The organism is Brevibacillus sp. NPDC003359, assembly GCF_042878995.1.
In the GTDB taxonomy this organism is placed as follows: Bacteria; Bacillota; Bacilli; order Brevibacillales; family Brevibacillaceae; genus Brevibacillus.
On sequence record NZ_JBIAOR010000001.1, the window covers coordinates 285,737 to 305,824 of the forward strand.

The following is a 20,088-nucleotide window of genomic DNA, read 5'->3' on the forward strand; positions in this document are numbered from 1 at the left end:
AGCTTCAAAGGGGGACAAACAACGTGCAGCTCATTCAACTGAGTGACTGGTTACTGGATATCGCGTTCCTGCTCTACGTCATCTCGTCTATCGTCTTCGCTGTAGCCGTGACGGGTAAAAATTGGGCAGGGCGTGATCCCAAGAAACATGAAGAGCGTTATGGACGGATTGCGTATTGGTTAGCCGTTATCGGTTTTGTGGCGCAAACAGGGTATGTGATGGCTCGCTGGATTGCCGGCGGCCATAGCCCGACGAGCAACATGTTTGAGTTTATGGCATTTTTGGATTACTGTATTATCCTGGCCTATTTGATTATTTACCGGATCTACAAGCTGACCTCGATTGGGGCGTTCGTCCTTCCGCTTGGGGTTATCATGCTCGCGTATTCGTACGTGTTCCCGAAAGAAATCACCCCATTGATTCCTTCTTTGCAGAGCTACTGGCTGCATATTCACGTGACTACCGCTGCACTGGGTGAAGGGATTTTGGCGGTTGGTTTTGCAGCGGGTCTGATGTATTTGATCCGTACTGTTCCGCAGCATATTTCGACGAAAAGCACGAAATGGCTGGAGATCGTGCTGGCTGTGGTCCTGATGCTCGTTGGTTTCATTTTGATGGACTCTACGTTTGCTCGGATGGATCAAAAGACGGTATTTGAGATGAAAAAAGAAGAAATGAATGCAGCAGGACAGATGGTAAAACCGAAAGTGGAGTACATTCTGCCTGCAATTGTTGCACCTGCTGATTCAACGATAATCAAGGAAGGGCCGATGTCTCCACTCTTTACGGCACCTACCTGGATGGAAGGAAAAGACGCCGCGCGTAAATTGAACACGATGCTGTGGTCAGTCCTTACAGGTGTGATTCTGTACGGCGGATTGCGCTTGATTTTCCGAAAACGTTTAGGGGCTGCAATCAAGCCTTCCGTTGAGAGTGTGGATCCTGAGCTTCTGGATGAGATCAGCTATCGAGCGATCAGTATCGGATATCCTGTGTTTACCCTCGGAGCTCTTATCTTTGCGATGATTTGGGCAGAAGAGGCGTGGGGACGATTCTGGGGCTGGGATCCGAAGGAAGTATGGGCCCTGATTGTCTGGCTCTTTTACAGCGCCTACTTGCACTTGCGTCTATCCAGAGGATGGATTGGTGCAAAGTCAGCCTGGATGTCTGTCATCGGGTTCGTCATTATTTTGATTACACTGGTCGTGGTCAACTTGGTCATTGCTGGTTTGCACTCTTACGCTGGTGTGTAAAATTTCTGCGAAAAGCTGGTTATACCACCAGCTTTTTGGACTATCTTCTAACGGTTTTACGATATTATGAGAGCAAGAGGTGTTCCAGATGGAAAAAATGGCACGTATTCTCGTAGTGGATGATGAAGAGCGCATTCGCAGACTTCTGAAAATGTACTTGGAAAGAGAAAACTTTCTGATTGATGAAGCAGATAATGGCGAGCAAGCAGTCGAAATGGCAGTGGGAAGTGACTATGATATCATTTTGCTCGACTTGATGCTGCCAGGAATGGACGGAATCGAAGTATGCCAGCGTGTTCGTGAATTCAAGGCAACCCCTATTATTATGCTGACAGCAAAAGGGGAAGAAACGAACCGCGTTCACGGGTTTGAGGCAGGGGTGGACGATTATGTCGTGAAACCGTTCAGCCCGCGTGAGGTCATGTACCGGGTAAAAGCGATTCTTCGTCGCTCTTCCGCGACCGCTTATTTGAAGACAGAGACATTCAACAGTCATTCTGTTCTTGTTTTCCCGGAATTGACCATTGATCACGATGCACACAAAGTCATCGCAAGTGGCCAAGAAGTGAGCCTGACTCCGAAAGAGTATGAGCTGTTGCACTATCTGGCATTGTCGCCGGATAAAGTGTTTACGCGTGAAGAGCTGTTAAAAGATGTGTGGCACTACGAGTTCTTTGGCGATTTGCGCACGGTGGACACGCATATCAAGCGTCTCCGCGAAAAATTGAACCGCGTTTCTCCGCAAGCTGCCAATATGATCGCCACGGTTTGGGGCGTCGGATACAAGCTAGAGGTGCCTAAGTAAAGTGGACGTTATTTTTCGCAGTGTAGTCGGAAAGCTTTGGATGACCATTATTGCCTTATTTGCTCTCGTCTTGACGATATTCAGTTTGTTGCTCGTTCAATCCTTTGACAGCTTTTATAGCAATCGGCAGTCCAAGAATTTGCACGATCTGGCAGATGGTATCGCAATCGGTTTGGCGCAGAGTCCGGATATGACAGCAGCGATGGAGATGGCTTCTAGATTTGGCTTGGTCCATCATACGGGTATGGTCATTCTAGATGAAAAAGGCAAACAAGTCGGTATGAGCGAGGGAGCTGGTCTCCCTCGTATTCCAGTAGAGCAATTGCTCCAAAATCCTGCGTTGCGTTTGCCTGATGCGCTGGCAGGTAAGCATCCTGCACCCAAAACGATTTATATTGATGTGAAGAATTCCGCTGATCAGAAGAACAACAAGCATGAACTGCTTGCGGTCGCTGTGCCTTTAGAAATAGCAGCAGGGAAAACGGGCGCAGTGGTCATGTACCAGGCGATTGAAGATTTTGATGATACGGTTAGTGAAGTCAGATTTTTAATCTTTGTGGTTGGCGTCATCGGATTCGTCTCTACCACTGTATTCGCCTTTTTCCTCTCATCGCGTATAACGATTCCATTACGTCAGATGAAAGAAACGGCGCATCGCATTGCGGAAGGGGACTTTCATGCTGAAATCCCGATCAGGACCCAAGACGAGACAGGTGAACTGGCTGCTTCTTTTAACACGATGGCAAGCAAGCTCAATCAATTAGTAGATGCACTGTCCAAAGAGAAGGAGCAGCTAGCGAGCGTCCTGAGAAGCATGGTAGATGGTGTTGTGATGATAGATGTGAGCGGCAAGCTGGCCGTAACGAATCCTCCAGCAGAACGATTCTTGCGAGATTGGAATTTCGAGCATTCAGAGGAGCCTGTGCCGCTGTTCTCGTTCTATCAGCAGGTATTGCAAACCGGACAGGAAGTAACAGAGGATGTCCCTGTTCAAGGGCGGATATGGTCTGTTGTCATGGCACCTTTGAATGATCGCGATCAAATCCGTGGAGCTGTCGCAGTTCTTCGGGACATCACGCAGGAGCGCAAGCTGGATAAGATGCGGAATGATTTTGTGGCAAACGTATCCCACGAGCTGCGAACACCTCTGTCCATGTTGCAAGGGTACAGTGAAGCGATTGTGGATGATATCGTGGCTACTCCGGAAGAGCATAAAGAATTGGCGCAGATCATCTATGACGAGTCTGCGCGTATGACCAAGCTGGTGAATGAATTGCTCAGTTTGGCGCGGATGGAAGCGGGGCATGTTGAATTGTTCCAGGAGGCGTTGGAGTTGCGTCCATATTTAGAGCGCATTCAACGCAAATTCACCAATTTGGCAAGGGAACGCGAAATCCATCTCTTCCTTGAAATATCGACGACGCATACGCATGTGCTCATTGATCCTGATCGCATGGAGCAAGTGCTAACGAACTTGATCGATAATGCGCTGCAGCATACGCCAAGTGGGGGAAGTGTCACCATTCGGGCGCGCGGGGATAAAACGTTGCTGGTTGAAATAAGCGATACGGGCAGTGGCATCCCGCAAGAAGATTTGCCGTTTGTTTTTGAGAGATTCTACAAAGCTGACAAGGCTCGCACACGTGGGCGTTTAGGCGGAACTGGTCTTGGACTAGCCATTGCGAAAAACCTTGTCGAGGCACATAGTGGTACCATCAGTGTGCAAAGCAAACTGGGTGAGGGCACGACTTTTACAATCGCCATGATGCTGCATAAAAACAAATAGGAGTGTAGAGAGAAATGATCAAAACGATCTTATTTGATGTTGACGGGGTTATGTTGAGTGAAGAGCGTTACTTTGATGCTTCTGCATTGACAGTGTGGGAATTTTTGTACAGCCAGCAGTATGTGGGGCTTGCAGGGGAGGAATTCACACCTGCTCCAGAAGAAGCGCAAATCAGACGAGTGCGCGAGCAAGTTTTCGCTCATGATGAAGTGCTGAATTTCATCAAGTCACGTGGAATCAACTCCAACTGGGACATGGTTTTCCTCGCGTTTTCCTATCAGTTGATTCGTTTGATTGAAGCGGTTAAAACGCAAGTGCCAGAAGCAACGAGCCTTCTCAGCGGACAAATTGATCGACCGCAACTGGCAAAAGTGAAAGAGTGGGCATCCACTTATCCTGATTTCCAAGTAGACTACGCAGCGTTCACCGCTGATTTTGCCAAAGGTTCCGCACAAAAAGCAGAAATGCTGCTCTACTTGAATCAGATTGCGAAAGAGCGTTGCGGTGTTTCAACAGAAATGTTCTCTCGCAATAGTGATCTATGGCAGTTGATTCAAAAGACGTTTCAAGAATGGTATCTCGGTGATGAGCGCGTGGCCGCATCGATTGGACGTGAAACCATGCAGCCAGGCAAGAAGGGCTTCTTGACAGACGAGATTCCGATTGTACCGCCAGCAGAAATGGTCGAGTTGTTCCGCACGTTAAAAGAAAGAGGATATACACTGGGAATTGGAACAGGACGTCCTACCATCGAGACACATGTTCCCCTCAGTGAGATGAATATACTGGAATGGTTCGATCCAAACCGTGTCGTAACTGCCTCTCACGTACTCGATGCGGAAGAAGCATTTCCTAGCTTTGCGCCGATGTCCAAGCCACATCCTTATTCCTATGTGAAAGGGTTGCTCGGACTCGATGCACCGATTAGCGATGCCGTCCATTTTTCATTGCCAATCGAAAATGGAGAAGAAGTGCTGATTGTCGGAGATTCGCTCGCAGATTTTCTAGCGGCTCGCTCGATCGGTTGCAAGTTTGCAGCGACATTGACTGGGCTGTCTGGTCAAGATGCGCGCAGCAAGTTTGAAGAGGAAAAAGCAGATTTTATTCTGGATGATGTTCGCGATATCCTTTCCATCTTGTAAACAAAGAAACACCGCCGTATGTAGAAACGGCGGTGTTTTTTTATTCCCAACAAATCGATTGCAAGCATTTGAAGCGAAAGGCATGAATCAAAAAGGATTCAATCATGTTTGTCCTAACAATTACTTCGAAAGCACCGTCTTCACGAGAAAAAAACATGACATCTGTATAGTCTTTGTTCCCTTCAAAATAACGGCGAACCTCTTTCATGCGCCCTCGCATCGATTCGGTTTTGACGATGATCTCGAAAGTAGCGCCCTGCTCAGAAACATTTTCCTTTATCTCGATTTCCTTTTCATCATAGGTGTAATGGAACAAAGGTATTCCTCCTCACCAAATAAAATAACGCAGGTAAACGTAGACATGAGCAATCATGATAGAGAGGATCATTAACGGGAAGGCGACCTTCATAAAGCTGAAAAAGCCGATATGATATCCTTCCTTTGAAGCCAAGCCAGCAACAATCACGTTGGCGCTGGCCCCAATCAAGGTACCGTTCCCTCCTAAACACGCCCCAAGTGCAAGGCTCCACCAAAGCGGCTCCAAATTGGTGATCCCGAGGGCTCCCATTTCCTTGATCATCGGAATCATGGTGGCAACGAACGGGATATTGTCAACAAAGGCAGAGGCGATAGCGCTCAACCAGAGGATCAACAGGGAGGTCTTCAGTGAATCTCCACCCGTCAGATTTATCGCTTCACTTGCGAGCTTTTTGATCACGCCTGTTTCCACTAAACCAGAGACGAGAACAAACAGGCCGATGAAGAAGAAAATTGTATTCCACTCCACTTTACTGATCGCGTCTTCTAAATAATGCTCTCCAGTAATCAGGAGCAAAAGAAAAGCGCCAGTTAAAGCGATAGTTGCTGATTCCAAATGAAGGGCCCCATGGAGCATGAATCCAATAATGGTTAACCCCATCACAGTCAAAGACTTTTTCAATAAACGGCTGTCGGTAATTTCATCGCGTTCATTGAGCTGCATGATTTTTGCGCTCAACTCAGGTGACGTTGTTAACTGCTTTCGGTAAATCAAGACCAAGCAAACAACGGTTACAGCCATAATCACGATGATAACTGGGCTCAGATTCACGAGAAACTTCATAAAATCAAGCTCGGGTACAGAACTACCAATCATGATATTCGGTGGGTCACCGATCAACGTAGCTGTTCCTCCGGCATTGGAAGCGATAATTTCGCTGATTAAAAAAGGAATCGGATTCAGCTCGAGCTGGCGAGCGATGCTAAACGTCACAGGTACGATGAGAAGTACAGTGGTAACGTTGTCCAGAAAGGCGGAAGCAAAGGCCGTAATCAAGCTCAGGTAGACGAGGATACGAATCGGTTTGCCTTTTGCGACCTTTGCCGCACGGATGGCTACATACTTGAATACGCCGGTCTGCGCCGTAATGGCAACTAAGATCATCATCCCGATAAGTAGGCCAAGCGTGTTAAAGTCGATATGGTGAATCGCTTGTTCCTGTGTGACGATCCCGACCAAGACCATGAGAATTCCGCCAGACATGGCGACGATGGTTCGATGTAACTTTTCGCTAATAATAAATGCATAGGTAACTAAAAAGATAGCAATAGCGAATAATGCCTGGTTCGTCATAAGAAGCTCCTTCCTAGGTGTGTAGAATTATCTTGTCCCATTATAGCTCTAACCAAAATAAGGGTAAAGAAAAAGACCCGGCATTTGGCCAGGTCTGTTCTCGTGTGGAAGGGAGAACCTACAGCTCGATTTGTGTAACGCTTTTCACTTCCGCCAACTCGCCCATCGTATCGAGAAGCTCAGGCGTCAATGGTTTGTCGACAGAGAGCATCATGATCGCGTCTCCACCGATATCACGGCGTCCTACCTGCATCGTTGCGATGTTCACGCTGTTTTCACCCAAGATGGAGCCAACACGTCCGATCACACCAGGACGGTCATTATGGTGAATGTAGAGGAGGTAGCCCTCAGGTGCTACGTCAATCGCAAAGTCGTCAATTTTTACGATACGCGCACCGTAACCATTGAGTCGCGTTCCAGCCACAATACGTGTCTCTTGCGTCGTTTTTAAGCTAACGGTCAGTAAATTCGTAAAGCCTTTGTTTTGCGCTGCCTTTTGCTCAGTTACGGTGATGTCACGTACTTTTGCCAAAATCGGGGCGTTCACATAGTTGACTTCCTCGCCCAAGCGGAAGGACAGCACGCCTTTGAGGACTGTGCGAGTCAGTGGGGACGTGTCTACATCCGTCAGCTCACCGCTATATTTAATCGAAATCTCCGAAATGGAACCTACCGTCACTTGGGCAAGGAAATGTCCGAGCTTTTCACCCAGCGTAAAGTACGGCTGAACTTTTTCCATCACGTGTGCGGGGATCGAAGGTAGATTCACGGCGTTTTTGAATGGTTCGTCACGAAGAACCTTCAGGATTTCTTCCGATACGTCTACGGCCACGTTTTCCTGTGCTTCAATCGTCGATGCTCCTAGATGTGGTGTCGTTACCACTTGTGGCAGACCGACGAGAGGGTTGTCTACAGGTGGTTCTTCTTCGTAAACGTCCAGAGCTGCCCCAGCGACTTTTCCAGTGGTAATCGCCTCATAGAGAGCCTTCTCGTCAATGATTCCCCCGCGAGCGCAGTTGATCAAACGAACGCCATTTTTCATTTTCGCAAATTCACGCGAGCTGATAATATGGTGGGTTTCCTTTGTCAGCGGAGTATGGACGGTAATAAAATCTGCTTTGCGGCAAATTTCATCCACAGTTGCGTTGGTTACCCCCATCTTTTGTGCACGTTCCTCGGTCATGAAAGGATCGAAGCCCAGGACGGTCATGCCAAATGCTTTCGCGCGCTTCGCAACCTCTGAACCGATACGGCCCATACCGATAACTCCCAGTACTTTGTTGTTCAACTCAACCCCTTGGAAGCTTTTACGATCCCATGTACCGTCTACTAGCTTCTTGTGAGCTTGAGGGATGTTGCGAGCGACAGCCATCAGCATCGCAAACGAATGCTCTGCAGTAGAGATCGTGTTGCCGTCTGGAGCGTTGATGACGGGAATACCTGCTTGAGTTGCAGCGTTGATATCAATGTTATCGACCCCAACACCCGCGCGACCGACTGCCTTCAGCTTTTTGCCGGCAGTGAGTACCTCTGCTGTCACTTGTGTTTGGCTGCGCACGAGCAGTGCATCGTAGTCACCAATTACATCGATCAGTTCGGCAGGGGAGAGGTTTGTCTGACGAACTACCTCTACATCAGAAGCGTCCAAGAGTTGTTGGATTCCAAATTCGCTAAGTGGGTCAGTAATGAGTACTTTATACATGTGCAATGAGCACCTCCTGAGCAGCTTTTACACCAGCACCCAATTCAACTGGGGCACCGATTTGGTGAAGCGACATTTCGATAGCAGAAATGACTTGCAGGACATCCAGTGGCTCACAATAGCCCATATGACCGATACGGAAGATCTTGCCTTTTAAGTGCTGCTGACCGCCAGCAATCGTGATGTTGAATTGCTGCGTTAACATTTTGCGGAGAGCTTCTGCATGAAAGACACCAGCAGGGTCGCAAGATGTAACTGTCGTCGATGCGTATTTATCTTCCGCCATCAGTTTTATGTTTAATGCTTTCATCGCTGCGCGAGTCATGTCTCTCATCAGCTCATGACGCTTTACGATAGCTGGCAAGCCTTCTTCCTCCAACATATCCAATACCTCGGCGAGACCGAAAATGAGGGATACAGCAGGCGTATACGGTGTTGTTTGTTCAGCTAAGCTCTTGCGGTATGCTTTCAGGTCCAAATAGAAGGCGAGCGATTTGTTTTGCTCAATCACGTTCCAGGCCCGTTCACTTGCAGCGAGGAAGGCAAGGCCTGTCGGCAGCATGAAAGCTTTTTGCGAGCCGGTTACCACGATATCGACACCCCAAGCGTCCATTTCGCATGGAACCGCGCCGAGGTTGCTTACCGCATCTACAATGAAGAGGGCGTCCGAATGAGTGCGGATTGTTTTCGCCAAGTCTGCAATCGGATTTTCAACGCCAGTGGATGTTTCACAGTAGGTGGCGAATACGGCTTTTACTTGAGGCTTTTTTTGCAGGAATGCTTCAACCAGCTCTGGCGTTATGGCTTCGCCCCAAGGCACTTCCAATCGATGGGCGATTACACCGTAACGCTCGCAAATTTTTGCAAAGCGCTCACCAAATGCACCGCTGATGAGAATGGCAGCTTCATCGCCTGGTTGGAGCGTGTTTACGACACCCATCTCCAGCGCACTCGTTCCGCTACCTGCCAAGATGTATACGTCCTGCTTCGTGCCAAAGTAAGGCTTCAGTCTTTCAGCAGTACGGGCGAAAAGAGCGGAAAATTTGCCGCTGCGGTGTCCAATCATCGGTTGGTTCATCGCCGATTGGACACGTGGTGGAATGGGGGTAGGGCCAGGGATTCTCAAAATCATTTTGTCTGTAAACATGGGTTCTCTCCTCCTATATATGTGCATATCAAAAAACCTCCCGTTCTCACACTGCTCCTATTACAGAACAGTGAGGGACGAGAGGCTTTGCTTCGCGGTGCCACCCTCATTCGCTCTTTTTTTCTCAAAAAAGAGCCTTGGTAGGTACATGACCTATAAGAGATAACGGATCTACCGTTTGCGTCTACTGGGATAGTAAATCCACTTTTCAACGCAGCAGCTCAGAAGTGCTTAACCGTGGGAGAAACCGCCGATTTGCAGCAACCATCGGCTCTCTGGGGATTTCTCATTCACAGCGTTTCTTCGTCGTCGCTGTTGTTTTATAAGGTGTTTCGTAAGATTTGTACTTACGATATCACGTCAAAATATCACCGTCAAGAAGAAAAACAAGAAAAAATGAACATTATTTATTTTATATCAGTTATCGTTCGTGAATAATAGTTAATTTTATGGTTGAAAGTCCTTGGAAACGACCAAAACACGAACGTTAAGATATCAACCTCACAAAAAATGGGAAAAACGCATTTTAATGTTCGGTTTTTGCTGTTGTTTTTATCTTACCGAAAAATCACAAAAGAAGAAACGGAAAGTTATTGATCATTCGTTCAGTGGAGGAGGGGAGGGTAAAATAAAAAACCTCTTACATACCGAAGTACGTAAGAGGTTTCTTTTTCCATTAGTAGATGGAATACTATTCCACTTTAATAGAGTCGGTCGGGCATCCTTCAGCAGCATCACGAACATCGTCATGCAGGATATCCGGGATTTCAACACTGTTAGCGTTGTCATCCAACTTGTTGAACGCAAGGCCCTCATCGTCGTAATCAAAGACGTCAGGAGCCGTGGCGCCACAAGCACCGCAAGCAATACAAGTATCTTTATCTACCCATGTAGTCATCGTGGTTTCACCTCCCATACCGAAGTGGTACGTCCACTATCATAGACCATTGTATGCTCTTGTTGACAAGATTTCAAGATTGAATCAGTCTAAAAATGTACGACTACTTATAAAGAGGGATTTCAGGCGCCTTCAACACGGAGTAGAGCTGCGTATTCAAGCGTTTAAAATCTCCCGCAGATACTGCATCTGTCGCATTCAAAACCTTCACAGCAGCGGTCAAATCCTTGATACCCAGACCTTGAACTTCATTAGAGGCGATGAGCAAATCAAGTCTTGCAGTCAGGTCCTCAGGATTATAGCTGCTCCACTGGGTGCTTGCTGACATAGCAACAGCCGCGAGATAGGTGCGGTAATGAAACGGATACTGCTTCCACTGCGAGGTGTTAACGGTTCCAGGTACTTGCTTTGGCATCGGTTGCTTCACCACATAAGCTGATTCCCAAGAAGCGATGGAGTGATACACCATTTCCTGTGCCGTTAGCCAGTTATTTTGGAAAAGAGTCAGATTCGCTCCGATAGAGGCAGGCGTAGCATTATTTTGATCGGAACGAATCTGCTCCATACTATCCAAATACGCCCGTACACTGTTCGTAAAAGTGGCGTGAGCTTGTCTTAACATGGGTGACGTCGGCAATGGAACGTTTTTCTCCAGCTCTTTCTTTGTCTGGTCAGCTACTTTGCCGAGCTGCTTCAAGCCATCCTTCCGTTCACTTTCGTTCATTTGATTCCATTTATCCATCGTATTAAAATGCGCTTGCTTCAGATCAAGCATCGGTGCATAAACGGCATAGTAAAATCGGATAAAGTCCTGTTCGTTGTACAGCTTTTGCTCACGTAGCAGTTTTTCTTTTTCGGCTTCCTTTTTCTCAGCTTCGAGTACGGCGGCTTGTTCCGACTCCAATTGTGTCTTCATATAATGGGCCCCGAAAAAAAATCCACCAACCGTGCATGCAAGTGTTATGATGATCATATACGCCATCATAAATTCAGTTTTTTTCAATCGTTTTGTCATACCATCCTCCAAATCCAATGATGCAGTTTACTTCGCTTACTTTAAAGCTTTGCAAAATATAGAATGATGTAAGGAGTACCAATGAACAGTCGGAACAGTGCGGCAGAGGAGCAGGACCTTTTATGTGCGGTCGCCTTGAATGCCATGTTACCTCTGGCCAATGAACGAACGCTGCAATCAGCCTACTACATACTGCGTGGCAGAAAAGCCAATCAGACACTGCAAGATGTGCATTTGTATACCCTTTATCCGTATTATCGGATGTTTTCTCGTTTTCCAAGAGAGCATTGGGAGAAAATAGTTTCAACTTTATTTCAGGCAGGCTGGATTTTACCTGTTGATGCAGTTGGAACGAACTCGAAGCCGACATTTACCTTTTCTGATATAGGATTGCAGCATGCCAAACATACGTACCAAACATATCGGTTTGAAGTATGGTTCGCACCTTTTACACAGTCCGATTTGGCGGAGCGAATCGAACCATTTTGGAGCAGGCTTCATCTTATGGTGCAGACGATCTCGCAAATGCATCATGGTGATCTCGGCTTCATTCCGGTCGTTGCGGATAAGACAGCACAGCGTTGGGTAAAAAAACAATTGGCAGATGGGGCCATGCGAAATGCATGGAAACAGCAATTGTCTGACGAGCTATATCGACTGTGGGAGCCCTTGGATGAAGGTGTGCAGGAGCTTTTGTTTTGTCAACTGTCAGGCGCAGGACAAGTGGGCAAGACCATGGGGCAAGTAGCAGAGATTCGCCAAACGAGTCGTAGCTATCTCACGCTGCAATTTCGATACGGACTTGGCGCTTCGATACAGACGCTGCTTGCGAAGAGCAATCATTTTCCTCTTTTATCAAAACTCGTTACAGAAACGCACAAGCTGGATTCACGTCTAACCGAAAGTGCTGCTCGTACATACGCACTTCTTCAGACTGGCTGTGATAAAAAAGAAATAGCGAAGAAACGACAAATGAAAGAAAGTACGATAGAAGATCATTTGGTAGAGATTGCCCTGCGCTGTCCGGAATGGGACATGACAACGTATTTGCCAAATGAGCTGGCTAAAGAGATCGTGGAGACAAGTGAGCGCCTCGATACTAGCAGACTCCGGCTTATCAAGGATCAATTGGAAGCGACAGTAACGTATTTGCAAATCCGATTGGCACTGGCACGCGCGACAAGGGGGGCAAAATGAATAAAGAGCTCATGTACGATAGATTAAAGCTGCATTTTGGATACGACTCATTTCGCCCCGGTCAGGAGTCCATTATTGAACGTCTGTTGCGTGGACGAAGTGTTCTCGGGTTATTAGCAACAGGTGGTGGGAAATCAGTGACGTATCAGCTGCCAGCATTGCTTTTGCCGGGTCTGACCGTCGTGGTTTCCCCATTAATCTCTTTGATGGTTGATCAGGTGCAGCAGCTTCGAGCACGAAAAAAAATTCAGGCTACCTATTTGAACAGCATGCAGGATCCGACAGAGTCCCGTGAAATCTTAAAAGGGCTATCGGAAGGCGCGTACAAGCTGTTGTATGTTTCTCCGGAAAAGCTTCAACAGCCCTATGTTCAACAAGTGTTAAAGCGGGCGAGGGTGTCTCTGATCGCTATAGATGAAGCGCATTGCATCTCGCAATGGGGACATGACTTTCGTACGGATTACTTGCGATTGCCGGAAGTCGTGAAACAATTGGGAGCACCGCCTGTTCTGGCTGTGACGGCAACTGCGACGGCGACTGTTCGTGAGGAAATTTGCAGCTTGTTTTCCATTGAAAAGGAAGACGTCGAGTTGCAGTCGCTTAATCGGGCTAATATCGCCTATGATCTGGTTGAAGTTGCGGAGGAAAGTGACAGGCGTTCTTATGTATTTGATCAGATAGATCGTTTGCAGGGCCCTGGGATCGTTTACTGCAGCACGAGACAAGCTGTAGATGTGTTGGCAGCCTCTTATCAACTCGATGGAAAAAAACGCGTTTACGGGTACCACGGCGGCATGAATAGCATGGAGAGAATGCTGATCCAGTCCCAATTTCTTGCGGGAGAGCTGGATGTTATTATTGCAACCAATGCATTTGGTATGGGAATCGACAAGCCAGATATACGCTACGTCATCCATTATCAGATGCCAGCGAGTCTGGAGGCATACGCACAAGAAATCGGGCGGATCGGTCGTGACGGCAAGCCAGGGTATGCGCTGCTTTTATTTTCGTGGGACGATTTGCAGATTCATCAGCACATGCTGGAGAAGGAGTACCCGACACAAGCGCAAGTTCAGAAGTACGAGCAGTTGTGCAATTCCGGAGTACCCTTGACGAATGAGGCCTTGGCGATGTCGGATATATCCGAAGAAATGGGCGCACTTCTTGCCTTTTATGTGGAAAGGGTGCTGGCCTCATACGAAGTTGCCGCTGCGGGAGAGTCGTATCCGAAGGCTCAAATCATTTGGCAGGAAACGGAAAAAAGAAAAAGCTTTAAACAAAGAAAACTGGCAGAAATGGTGTCTTACGTACGAGGAGAAAACTGTTTGCGTGCGAGCATCAATACGTATTTCAAAGAAAATGATCATCAATTTGATCTGTACTGCTGTAAGAAATGCGGTCTAACGAAGGATGCCTACTTCCAAACGAATGACAATGCAATCGTAAAGAATGAACAAATCAAATGGAATTTGCGGCAGGCGTTAAACACTCTTTTGCCGAACCAATAAAGGAGAGAAACATCGAGTGAGGGAAGATCGGCTAGAGGTGGATGAAGCCACTCTTCGGCTGAATCTATGGTTGACACAAGGAATCGTGATGGGAGTGGCTGCCGCCGGTAGCTTATTGGTACTGGGCTGGGATGCTACCCTTTCCTTGTTTACTTTGCCAGGTTGGATTGCCGTGCTGTGGGCCATGTCTGTAGCAGCAGGCATTATCATCGCGAGTATTGCGATGGATCGTTACTTGCCCAAGCGATGGCAAGATGATGGCAGTATTAATGAAAAAGTTTTTGGGGCCATGTTACCATCCACCACAATTCTCGTCTGTATGGTAGTAGGGGTGGGAGAGGAATGGCTATTCCGTGGAGTCATTCAATCGCTTACCGGGAATTTTTGGAGCAGTCTTATTTTTACACTGATCCACGTACGTTATTTGAAAAAACCGCTCATGATGATAAGTGTATTTGGTACAAGCTGGATCTTAGGACTATTATTTTCCCACTATCAGTCCCTTTGGCCCTCGATTGTAGCTCATATCCTTATTGACGTCATGTTAGCTTTTTATTTACAAAAAACGATCAAGAAAAAGGGGGAGGAAGAGTGAATCTCGAGCATAATCCATTACCACCCCGACGCTCCCGTCATACTCGCCCAAAAGCGTCGTTCTCGTTTAAAAAGTGGATTCAACCGGGATTGTTCTTGTTTGGATTCGTTTTTTTCGGGTTAATTGGTCTTGAGTTGTACAGGGCCAATGTCCCACATGGGTCCGCAGCTACTGGTAGTGTTAAAGTGGAAGAGGTTAATAAGACGAGTACCACTTCGCAAGGAAACAAGACAGGGGAAAAGGAGCCTGTATCCGTAATTCTTCCCTCGACGCCTGAACCCAATGTAAGTGTGACCACCCCACCTGCCAAAGCGAAAACGATCGAAGTAAAGCCAGTTCAGTCTGCAGTGAAGGCGACTGCAAGCGTACAGAAACCTGCTGTGAGCCCAACTCCCCCCCAGACTCCGACTGGTACACCTGTAAACAAGGCAAACCAGAATGCGAGTACTACCAGCAAGGCAGCTACACCGGGAAAACAAGCTTCAACCCCTCCTACAGCAAAATCGAAGGTCGTAAAACATGTGGTGAAGAAGGGCGAAACGTTGTTTATGTTGTCACGAAAGTACTATGGAAACAATTCGAACGTAGGACGAATCGCAAATTATAATGGGCTTCATACAGGATCAGGCCTCGTTGAAGGAAAAGTTGTTTTGGTACCCCTCGCTCAGTAATGAGATCATGCTCCACTGGCAATGCTATCGGGAAAAGGATAAGCAGGTGGATGCGAGTGGAGTATGATACGGTCATTGTCGGTGGGGGGATTGCAGGGCTTCAAACCGCAATCCAGCTTGCAAGATGCCTTCGACGCGTAGTAGTAATTGACATGCCAGGTGGTCGATCAACAGTCGCCAAAGCCTACCGAAACATTCTCGGATTTTCGGAGGGGGTTAGTGGCGATTTTTTGCGTCAAGTAGGCAGGGAGCAAGCACAAAACTACGGCGCTAGCTTTATTGCAGACGAGGTAACAAAGCTTGCTATTGACTCCAACGGCTTATTTTCGGTAGGTACGAAAAGTGGCATACATACACTTACTTCACGGACACTCGTATTGGCGACCGGCATTCGTGATCCATTTCCAACGATCCCTGGCTTCACCGATTGTGTAGGAATATCGATCTTCTTGTGTCCCGACTGTGACGGCTATGAAACAGTAGAGAAAGATACGGCAATCATTGGAGCAGGCCAGAACGCTGTTTCGATGGCAGATGAACTTATTTATTATACAGACAGGTTAACGGTCATTAACCATGCAAAAGTGCAGGTGGATACGCATGCTCTCTCTGGACTGAGCCAAAAAGGGATATTGTATCGGGAGGAAGAAGTATGTACCCTTCATCATACGGCGGGGCAATTGCAAGAAATCGTGCTCTCTTCAGGTGAACGATTGCTTGCAGAAAGAGCATTCCTTGCCTTTCCTGGTGCCCATGCTTTAACAGAGCTTTTACGTGGTTTTTCCGTGCGAATTCATGAAAAGGGCCACATCCATACAAATCCGCGAACAAAAGAAACCGATCATCCCAACATATGGGCTGTTGGAGATATCAATGAGCATTCTCAACAAGTGTCGATTGCCATGGGCGATGGAACACAGGCGGCCATTTGGATTCAAAAGCGACTATGTGAATATGAGACGTAGAAAAACGCCCGATTCTGGGCGTTTTTTCATGTACAAACCCTTATGAATGAGAAGGAACCCGAACTAGCAGGACCAAATATAAATAGGTAAGAAGAACAATGAGGTGGAACGTTTCCTGGGAAAGCGCAGGAAATGACAGACAACAACAAAGTTTCTTTTTTTGTAAGTGAATTCGACCGATACGGGAATGATGCGTAGGTGTCATGGTAGCTTTGTTCCATTAACTAAATGTGGTATGATAGGACTACCCCGTATTTTCCAGTCCATCAAAAAATGGATGAATGCCAACAGGTATTCGCCGGAGAATGTGGAGAACTCTTACAGGCTTACCATCATATTTTGTAGTACGACTGGATGGCGAGGAGGGACAGTCATGCGTGTTGAACGCCTTGGTCAAGATAAAATACGAATCTTTTTAACTTTTGATGACCTCTCAGAGCGCGGGATAGAAAAAGAAGACATGTGGCGTGACATTCCTAAAGTTCATGAACTGTTCAACGACATGATGGAACAGGCTTATCACGAATTAGGATTTGAGGTATCAGGGCCTGTTGCAGTTGAAGTGTTCGCCTTGCCAGCTCAGGGAATGGTCGTAATCGTAACGCGTGGCAAGACGGGCTCAAAGGACGGAAAAGAAGAAGAGTTCGAAGACGAGGATGTATACGAGCTAGAGGTCACGTTGGAAGAAAGCGATTTGATCATGTATGCCTTCCGGGACTTTGAGCATATGGTTGAAGCCGCCCATCGCATTAACGCCCTTTTGACCAATGGCGGAGCTGCCTACTTCTACCAGGGGAAATATCATCTGGTGCTGGAGGAAGTCGACTTGGATCAGGAGCGTTATCACAAGCTAATTGCGATCCTCTCTGAGTACGGAGAAGCGACGCCGATAACGATTTATGTGTTGGAAGAATACGGGAAAGTGATCGTTGCCGACGATGCTGTAAAAGAAATATGCAGGCATTTCACGTAATTGAAATGAAATGTCTGGGAATATAAAACAGCACCTAGTCAACCAACTAGGTGCTGTTGCTGTCTGTACAGATTATGCTAGGCCATCAAAAAAGTCAGCCTCTTTACCTTGAATGGTATAGTTCGGAAGGTTGTGCCAAGCCAATATGTAATGATTGCTTGGCGGAACAGAATCGTGCTTGCCTTTTGTTACCCCAGGGAAAACACGCTCTACCGATAGGTGCTGTGTTCTGTGCGCCCGCAAGGCATCTGCTACTTTCTGCATGTATTCCGGGGCGTGAATGATCGTAGTAATGCTCTCGATTGGATCCGTAAAGGGAGGTTTTATCGAACCAAATCCTTCGTCGGATGAGCGAGTCGCATAATAAAACTTTCGCACACTCGTATCTGGAACTAAAGAAAGGACAGCCTGGGTGGTAGCATGACTAATTGCCAAATGGTCAGGATGTCCGGAGATGCCATGTGGTGCAAACGTGACGACGATTTCCGGTTGGATCTGGTGAATCGCCTGGTGGATACGAGTAACGAGCTCATCTACGGGCACTATGTTTAGGAACTTATCCTCGTATTCCCAGACGTCTACCTGATCGAAACCGAGTATGGCACAAGCGTCGCGAAGCTCTTGCTCGCGAAAGCGGGGGAGTTCTTCCGGTGTGCATAACGGTGGTTCACCAGCTTTCCCAGCTTGCCCTTTTGTTGCACACAATAGATGAGAGCTGGCCATTTTGGTTTCGCTATATTTGGAAATGGAAATCCCACAAGCAAACGTTTCATCATCGGGATGGGCAAAAACAAACAAAATAGACTTTTTTTTCATAAAAACACCTCCATGAATAAACTTCCACCATTACCTTTTCCATTATGGCATAAATTCACTAATCCTGTAATGAAAGAAGTAAGTTTGGGGACAATACAAGCATGATTGGACGTGCGTTTGAAGCTGTTTGTACAAAATGTAATCTGTAAAAGCGATTTCAAAATGAATGGTAAATAATTGAATGATTATGCAAAACAAGGCACGAAAACGTTTTCGAAATGGAAAAAAAACATTTTTAAGCTTCTCATAAATGATACAAGCGTGTATACTAAAGGCGGCATTGACCGAAAACATTTTTGAGGTGGTAAGTAATGGGTAATCAAGACGTGGTAACCGAAAGCACCGAAGGGAAAGAAAAGCAAGAATCATTGAACTTGCTCCATTCAACTCAAACGGTGATCAAGGAAGCACTGGAGAAACTAGGTTACCAAGAATCGATGTTTGAACTCTTGAAGGAGCCGCTACGCGTTTTGACCGTACGCATTCCGGTTCGCATGGATAACGGCGAAGTAAAGGTGTTTACGGGCTATCGTGCACAGCACAACGATGCAGTTGGTCCGACCAAGGGGGGCATTCGTTTCCACCCGGAAGTTACTGAGGATGAAGTTAAAGCACTTTCTATCTGGATGAGCCTCAAAGCCGGTATCGTTGACCTGCCATATGGCGGTGGTAAAGGCGGTATCATTTGCGACCCGCGTGAAATGTCCTTCCGTGAACTGGAAAGACTGAGCCGCGGTTACGTTCGCGCAATCAGCCAGCTTGTGGGCCCTACTAAAGATATTCCAGCTCCGGACGTCTTTACGAACTCACAGATCATGGCATGGATGATGGACGAATATAGCCGTATCCGTGAATTTGACTCGCCTGGTTTCATTACGGGTAAACCAATTGCTTTGGGTGGTTCCCATGGCCGCGAAACAGCAACTGCAAAAGGGGTAACCATTTGCATTCGTGAAGCAGCGAAGCGTCGCAACATCGAAGTAAAAGGTGCTCGCGTAGTTGTTCAAGGCTTTGGTAACGCTGGTAGCTACTTGGCAAAATTCATGCATGACGCAGGCGCGAAAGTCGTAGGTATCTCTGATGCGTACGGTGCCCTGCATGATCCGAACGGTTTGGATATTGACTACTTGCTGGATCGTCGTGATTCTTTTGGTACAGTTACGAAGCTGTTCAATAACACGATTTCGAACAAAGAACTTCTTGAGCTGGACTGCGACATTTTGGTTCCAGCAGCGATCGAAAACCAAATCACAGCTGCAAATGCTCACAACATCAAGGCGCAAATCGTAGTAGAAGCGGCAAATGGCCCAACTACTCTTGAAGCGACTAAGATTTTGACTGAGCGTGGTCTTCTACTGGTTCCAGACGTACTGGCTAGTGCTGGTGGTGTTACTGTTTCCTACTTCGAGTGGGTACAAAACAACCAAGGCTACTACTGGTCCGAAGAAGAAGTAGAAGAGAAGTTGGAAAAAGTAATGGTTCGTTCGTTTGAAAATGTATACTCCATGTCTCAAACTCGTCGCATTGACATGCGTCTGTCTGCTTACATGGTTGGTGCCCGTAAAATGGCTGAAGCTTCTCGCTTCCGCGGTTGGGTATAATTGTTCAAACAACCCTCCATATATTGAGAAAACATGGCTTCGCCAGCTTTGGCGGGGCCTTTTTTTATTGGAGTATGTGGCTGTAGTGGAGAGAAGAATATTTCCAGCCTAGGCTCCAGGCTCCGTCCTGCTGGGGGATATGACTGTCCGCTCCGAAGGGATTCGCGGGGAAACGCAAAAGTGGTAACCGCTTCGACGTAGGAGCAGGTTGCGTTTCTTTTTCCCGCTCATCCCTTCTCCGCTTGGTAGGACTCCACAAGTCGCTACGTCTGGAAATATTCTTCTCTGTCGTATCTGATTACATTCTTCAATCTTTTAAGTCTTTTAAATCAAGGGTAAACAAGGATAGCTCGTAGAGGAAACAGGAGAAAACAGCGAAGATCTTAGGGACACCGACCGAGA

Annotated in this window: 18 protein-coding genes and 1 other annotated feature; of the genes, 11 read left to right on the forward strand and 7 right to left on the reverse strand. The window is 47.1% G+C overall.

Features of this window, described 5'->3' with window-relative positions; genetic code table 11:
- Window positions 1-23: 23 nt before the first annotated feature.
- From ccsB to ACFYU8_RS01300, 4 genes are all read left to right on the forward strand, one after another.
- Window positions 24-1,253, forward strand: a complete 1,230-nt coding sequence (gene ccsB / locus ACFYU8_RS01285; RefSeq protein WP_390296554.1) for a c-type cytochrome biogenesis protein CcsB — start codon at window positions 24-26, stop codon at window positions 1,251-1,253.
- Between the two features lie 88 nt (window positions 1,254-1,341).
- Entirely contained in the window at window positions 1,342-2,058 is a 717-nt protein-coding gene (locus ACFYU8_RS01290; RefSeq protein WP_012686105.1) for a response regulator transcription factor, read from the forward strand.
- Window position 2,059: 1 nt separating this feature from the next.
- A complete protein-coding gene (locus tag ACFYU8_RS01295) occupies window positions 2,060-3,844 on the forward strand; it encodes an ATP-binding protein (protein WP_390296551.1) in 1,785 nt (594 codons plus the stop codon).
- Window positions 3,845-3,858: 14 nt separating this feature from the next.
- Window positions 3,859-4,986, forward strand: coding sequence for an HAD family hydrolase (locus ACFYU8_RS01300; protein ID WP_390296549.1), 1,128 nt, complete (start codon window positions 3,859-3,861; stop codon window positions 4,984-4,986).
- A 40-nt stretch (window positions 4,987-5,026) separates the two neighbouring features.
- Here the strand turns inward: ACFYU8_RS01300 and ACFYU8_RS01305 are convergent, their stop codons facing one another.
- The 6 genes from ACFYU8_RS01305 to ACFYU8_RS01330 all read right to left on the reverse strand — a co-directional run bounded on the left by ACFYU8_RS01305 (window position 5,027) and on the right by ACFYU8_RS01330 (window position 11,360).
- A complete protein-coding gene (locus ACFYU8_RS01305) occupies window positions 5,027-5,302 on the reverse strand; it encodes a hypothetical protein (protein ID WP_390296547.1) in 276 nt (91 codons plus the stop codon).
- A 12-nt stretch (window positions 5,303-5,314) separates the two neighbouring features.
- Window positions 5,315-6,598, reverse strand: a complete 1,284-nt coding sequence (locus ACFYU8_RS01310; protein WP_390296545.1) for an ArsB/NhaD family transporter — start codon at window positions 6,596-6,598, stop codon at window positions 5,315-5,317.
- Between the two features lie 118 nt (window positions 6,599-6,716).
- Window positions 6,717-8,300: a phosphoglycerate dehydrogenase gene (serA, locus tag ACFYU8_RS01315; RefSeq protein ID WP_390296543.1), complete on the reverse strand. Its 1,584-nt coding sequence runs from the start codon at window positions 8,298-8,300 to the stop codon at window positions 6,717-6,719.
- The gene (locus ACFYU8_RS01320; RefSeq protein WP_390296541.1) at window positions 8,293-9,447 is read right to left on the reverse strand and encodes a pyridoxal-phosphate-dependent aminotransferase family protein; all 1,155 of its coding nucleotides are present in this window, start codon (window positions 9,445-9,447) and stop codon (window positions 8,293-8,295) included. The genes serA and ACFYU8_RS01320 overlap by 8 nt, the downstream gene beginning before the upstream one ends.
- A 70-nt stretch (window positions 9,448-9,517) precedes the next feature.
- Window positions 9,518-9,766 (reverse strand) — a binding site (T-box leader).
- A 372-nt stretch (window positions 9,767-10,138) separates the two neighbouring features.
- Window positions 10,139-10,345: a ferredoxin gene (locus ACFYU8_RS01325; protein ID WP_007724004.1), complete on the reverse strand. Its 207-nt coding sequence runs from the start codon at window positions 10,343-10,345 to the stop codon at window positions 10,139-10,141.
- 103 nt (window positions 10,346-10,448) lie between these two features.
- Window positions 10,449-11,360, reverse strand: coding sequence for a hypothetical protein (locus ACFYU8_RS01330; RefSeq protein WP_390296539.1), 912 nt, complete (start codon window positions 11,358-11,360; stop codon window positions 10,449-10,451).
- A gap of 81 nt (window positions 11,361-11,441) precedes the next feature.
- On the opposite strand from ACFYU8_RS01330, the gene ACFYU8_RS01335 reads away from it, so the two are divergent.
- The 6 genes from ACFYU8_RS01335 (at window position 11,442) to ACFYU8_RS01360 (ending at window position 17,269) form a co-directional block, all read left to right on the forward strand.
- Entirely contained in the window at window positions 11,442-12,557 is a 1,116-nt protein-coding gene (locus tag ACFYU8_RS01335; RefSeq protein WP_390296537.1) for a YpbB family protein, read from the forward strand.
- Window positions 12,554-14,065, forward strand: coding sequence for a RecQ family ATP-dependent DNA helicase (locus ACFYU8_RS01340; protein WP_390296535.1), 1,512 nt, complete (start codon window positions 12,554-12,556; stop codon window positions 14,063-14,065). Before ACFYU8_RS01335 ends, ACFYU8_RS01340 begins: the two co-directional genes overlap by 4 nt.
- Before the next feature lie 16 nt (window positions 14,066-14,081).
- A complete protein-coding gene (locus tag ACFYU8_RS01345) occupies window positions 14,082-14,660 on the forward strand; it encodes a CPBP family intramembrane glutamic endopeptidase (RefSeq protein WP_390296533.1) in 579 nt (192 codons plus the stop codon).
- Window positions 14,657-15,331, forward strand: a complete 675-nt coding sequence (locus tag ACFYU8_RS01350) for a LysM peptidoglycan-binding domain-containing protein (protein ID WP_390296531.1) — start codon at window positions 14,657-14,659, stop codon at window positions 15,329-15,331. The genes ACFYU8_RS01345 and ACFYU8_RS01350 overlap by 4 nt, the downstream gene beginning before the upstream one ends.
- 50 nt (window positions 15,332-15,381) lie before the next feature.
- Complete coding sequence (locus tag ACFYU8_RS01355; RefSeq protein WP_390296529.1) at window positions 15,382-16,296, forward strand: NAD(P)/FAD-dependent oxidoreductase; 915 nt, start codon at window positions 15,382-15,384, stop codon at window positions 16,294-16,296.
- A 373-nt stretch (window positions 16,297-16,669) separates the two neighbouring features.
- Entirely contained in the window at window positions 16,670-17,269 is a 600-nt protein-coding gene (locus ACFYU8_RS01360) for a genetic competence negative regulator (RefSeq protein ID WP_007723994.1), read from the forward strand.
- A 72-nt stretch (window positions 17,270-17,341) separates the two neighbouring features.
- On the opposite strand, the gene ACFYU8_RS01365 is transcribed toward ACFYU8_RS01360, so the two are convergent.
- Window positions 17,342-18,085: a PIG-L deacetylase family protein gene (locus tag ACFYU8_RS01365; RefSeq protein WP_390296527.1), complete on the reverse strand. Its 744-nt coding sequence runs from the start codon at window positions 18,083-18,085 to the stop codon at window positions 17,342-17,344.
- A gap of 311 nt (window positions 18,086-18,396) precedes the next feature.
- On the opposite strand from ACFYU8_RS01365, the gene ACFYU8_RS01370 reads away from it, so the two are divergent.
- Window positions 18,397-19,686 carry a Glu/Leu/Phe/Val family dehydrogenase gene (locus ACFYU8_RS01370; protein WP_390296525.1) on the forward strand — a complete coding sequence of 430 codons (1,290 nt, stop codon included), beginning with the start codon at window positions 18,397-18,399 and terminating at the stop codon, window positions 19,684-19,686.
- Window positions 19,687-20,088 lie beyond the last annotated feature (402 nt).